The sequence below is a fragment of the Ectobacillus sp. genome, from assembly GCF_056992975.1.
Genome location: NZ_JBXKMX010000011.1, coordinates 1 through 2,620 on the forward strand (window position 1 = coordinate 1; position 2,620 = coordinate 2,620).

Here is a 2,620-nt window from a genome sequence, read left to right on the forward strand (position 1 = left end):
ACATTATATACTGACATTATTGAGAGCGGTACGTTAACGGCCCAAACGATTAAGTCTCATCATAATGTAGGTGGCCTTCCTGAGGATATGTCATTTCAGTTAATCGAACCGCTTAATACATTGTTTAAAGACGAGGTTCGCGTATTAGGTTCTGAACTTGGTATTCCAGATGAGATCGTATGGCGCCAACCATTCCCTGGTCCAGGTCTAGGAATTCGTGTTTTAGGTGAAATAACAGAAGAAAAACTTGAAATCGTAAGAGAATCTGATGCTATTCTTCGTGAGGAAATTAAAAATGCTGGATTAGAACGCGAAATTTGGCAATATTTCACCGCTCTTCCGAACATGCGTAGCGTTGGAGTCATGGGGGATGAACGCACATACGATTACACAGTAGGAATTCGTGCAGTAACTTCTATTGACGGTATGACGGCGGACTGGGCTCGTATTCCATGGGATGTGTTAGAAAAGATCTCCGTACGTATTGTAAACGAAGTAAAACATGTAAACCGAATTGTGTATGATATTACGAGTAAACCACCTGCAACAATTGAGTGGGAATAGGACGAGAATAAAAAGTATGTGAGAAAAGCGAACAATTTATGTGCATTCATCATAATTTGTTCGCTTTTCATATTGACAATCTGTATGTTCGCTCGTAAAATAATTTCTGTACTTATTTAATATAGTAAAGCATCGTATAATCTTGGGAATAGGGCCCAAAAGTTTCTACCTAGCTACCGTAAATGGCTGGACTACGAGGTGTTCTGACAATACGTGTATTATGTGTCGGCACTTCCATGTTTAGTGGGAGTGCCTTTTTTAGTATTGGAAGATTGCGTGACCAATTCATTTTGATGTGGAGGAAAAAAACTTATGAAACGCTATTTTCAATTTGAAGAGCTTGGTACGAATTATAAAACAGAATTTCTTGCCGGCTTAACAACGTTTTTATCTATGGCCTATATTTTATTCGTAAATCCGGCTACTCTTTCTTTGAGCTCTGTTCCTAATTTACCAGCAGGGGTTGGGATGGACAAGGGAGCGGTTTTCGTTGCAACAGCATTAGCTGCAGCAGTCGGATCTCTTATCATGGGGATATTTGCTCGCTATCCAATTGCGCTAGCACCAGGAATGGGAATTAACGCGTTTTTCGCTTATACAGTTATTTTAACAATGGGTATTCCATGGCAAACTGCAATTGCTGGTACATTAATGTCTGGACTTATTTTCATTGCATTAACAGCATCTGGTTTTCGTGAAAAAATTATCAACGCTATTCCGGTTGAATTAAAACATGCTGTTGCAGCAGGTATTGGTTTATTCATCGCATTCATTGGTTTTCAAAATGCAGGACTTATTGTAAAGAATGAAGCGGTTTTAGTAGGACTTGGCGATTTAACAAAAGGAACGACTTTATTAGCAATCTTCGGTGTATTCATCACCGTTATTTTAATGACAAGAAAGATTAACGGAGCTGTGTTCTTCGGAATGGTTGTTACTGCAATCGTCGGAATGATTACTGGTTTGATTCACGCTCCAACGTCAATTATTGGTTCTATTCCAAGTATTCAACCTACATTTGGTGTATCAATTATGCATTTTGGCGATATTTTCACTGCAAAAATGCTTGTAGTAATCTTAACATTCTTCTTCATCGATTTCTTTGATACAGCCGGTACACTTGTAGCAGTAGCAAATCAAGCTGGATTAATTAAAAATAACAAGCTTCCACGGGCTGGTAGAGCATTATTTGCAGATGCAGCTGCAACGGTAATCGGAGCAATTTTTGGTACTTCAACTACAACAGCTTACATTGAATCTTCAGCTGGGGTTGCAGCAGGTGGACGTTCTGGTTTTACTGCTGTCGTATCTGCAGGATTTTTCTTACTAGCTCTTTTCTTTTCACCGTTACTAAGTGTTGTTACAGCATCTGTTACTGCACCAGCATTAATTATTGTAGGTATTCTAATGGTATCGTCACTAGGTGAAATTGATTGGAAGAAGTTCGAAACTGCAGTTCCTGCATTCTTCACAATCATTGCGATGCCGTTAACATATAGCATTGCAACAGGGATCGCAATTGGCTTTATCTTCTACCCAATTACAATGGTTGTTAAAGGTCGCGGGAAAGAAGTTAACCCAATCATGTATGTGATGGCTGTCATCTTCGTTTTATATTTCATCTTTGTAAGAAAATAATTGATATGACGCAAGCCGGAATCCTTTAAGGGGGTTCCGGCTTTTTTGTATTATCAAGAAATTGTTAAGAATTTCTATTCTTACTTCTTACGTATTTTGTTTTATTATGTATATAGGCGAACTTTGTAAAGAAAGGGGTTTGGCATGAAAGACGAGACCATCTTAATCATTGATGATGAAAAAGAAATTCGCGATTTAATAGAGATATATTTGCAAGACGAAGGCTATCGTATATTAAAGGCAGCTAATGGTCTTGAAGGCCTGGACCTTGTTAAGAAAAATGAAATACACCTTGTTATTCTCGATATTATGATGCCGAAAATGGATGGTGTACAGGCTTGTATGAAAATTCGAGAAACGAAAAATATGCCGATTATTATGCTTTCAGCAAAAATCCAAGATATGGATAAAATTATTG

Annotated in this window: 3 protein-coding genes and 1 riboswitch; all 3 genes read left to right on the plus strand. The window is 38.1% G+C overall.

The window, feature by feature from the left end; all coding sequences use genetic code 11:
* Positions 1-564: GMP synthase (glutamine-hydrolyzing) (locus tag AC11ZT_RS00480; RefSeq protein WP_484057726.1), on the plus strand; the 564-nt coding region annotated here is incomplete at its 5' end.
* 112 nt (positions 565-676) lie between these two features.
* A riboswitch (purine riboswitch) is annotated at positions 677-778 on the plus strand.
* A gap of 98 nt (positions 779-876) precedes the next feature.
* Positions 877-2,202 carry an NCS2 family permease gene (locus tag AC11ZT_RS00485; protein ID WP_484057727.1) on the plus strand — a complete coding sequence of 442 codons (1,326 nt, stop codon included), beginning with the start codon at positions 877-879 and terminating at the stop codon, positions 2,200-2,202.
* Between the two features lie 144 nt (positions 2,203-2,346).
* Positions 2,347-2,620 (plus strand): response regulator (locus AC11ZT_RS00490; RefSeq protein ID WP_484057728.1); only part of this gene is annotated, 274 nt, incomplete at its 3' end.

Excerpts from the sequence above, each read along its gene's own strand:
- AC11ZT_RS00485 (WP_484057727.1), top strand. The coding sequence starts at position 877 with ATGAAACGCTATTTTCAATTTGAAGAGCTTGGTACGAATTATAAAACA.